Annotated in this window: 3 protein-coding genes; all 3 read right to left on the bottom strand. The window is 56.4% G+C overall.

The features are described 5' to 3' along the window. Positions 1–30: 30 nt before the first annotated feature. A complete protein-coding gene (locus tag RTW80_RS25945) occupies positions 31–222 on the bottom strand; it encodes a hypothetical protein (protein WP_001027516.1) in 192 nt (63 codons plus the stop codon). Beyond that, entirely contained in the window at positions 219–641 is a 423-nt protein-coding gene (locus RTW80_RS25950; RefSeq protein WP_042974081.1) for a DUF1380 family protein, read from the bottom strand. The genes RTW80_RS25945 and RTW80_RS25950 overlap by 4 nt, the downstream gene beginning before the upstream one ends. A 46-nt stretch (positions 642–687) precedes the next feature. Next, positions 688–1,011: antirestriction protein (locus RTW80_RS25955; protein WP_312720950.1), on the bottom strand; the 324-nt coding region annotated here is incomplete at its 5' end.

Consider the following 1,011-nt stretch of genomic DNA (forward strand, 5'->3'; position numbering starts at 1 on the left):
GACAGGCGGCCTCCACCGCCTGCCCCTGTATCACCTGTTTCTGCTGCCCTGTAAGATGTAGTGACCGCCCAGGAAAACCGCCTGCTGATTCGCCACAAAATCGCAGATTTCATCAACAATCTGCGCGGTGGTGAGCGGTTTCTGCCCCATTTCACGACGCCGCGCATTAATCACGGCCCTGTAATTACGCAGAATTTCGCGGGTTTCTGTGCTGATATTCATGACATCGTCTCCCCGTCCAGCGCCTGTAACACAACGTCCATTGCTTCGCGTTCCTCCCTGACGAATGCGTCACCGTCGCCCCCGTTCTCACTCCCGACGGCATACAGGCGCTTCATTTCACTGCCTGCCAGCGCCATCACTTTTTCCAGCATCACCGCCGGGACTGTCACATGACGGCTGGCGCGCTTTTCTTCCATCAGTTCACGAACAACGTCGTGAACAACGCTGACATCCGCACCATGCTCAAAGGCATCGTCCAGCCGCTGCATGACGGTTTCCAGCTCATCGTCTGCCAGACTCCAGTCCTGAGCTATGTGGCGCACATCCCCACGGGTCAGCACCACGGCAAAAACGCATTCACTGTCCGGCACGTCTGTATCCAGCACTTCGCGGATAATTTCTTTAACAGTACAGTACATGTTCTCGTCTCCTTTACAGGGGCGGCATTGCCGCCCCGTCCGTTAATCAGTCCAGAGCCGCGTAAATCGCGTTGCATTCAGGGTGAAATTCGATGTGACGCCACAACTGCGCATCGCGCATCCGGTAAAGCTGGGTCAGTCCTGCATCCCCGCTGTCGTGGTACAGCCACAACTGGCGGTTAATCACAAGGGAGGTCAGGATGATGCCTGCGGCATCAGCACTCACGGTACGGTCAAACCAGTTTGCACCGTTCACCATGTGGAAACGGTCGCCATCCGGCATCATGTAACCGCCACCGTCCGGCAGGCGAATGAAGTGCCAGAATCCGCCTTCATATTCCGGCATCATTTTTTTCGCCAGCGCGTACAC

This window comes from Escherichia sp. AM3, assembly GCF_032029835.1.
Classification (GTDB): domain Bacteria; phylum Pseudomonadota; class Gammaproteobacteria; order Enterobacterales; family Enterobacteriaceae; genus Escherichia; species Escherichia coli.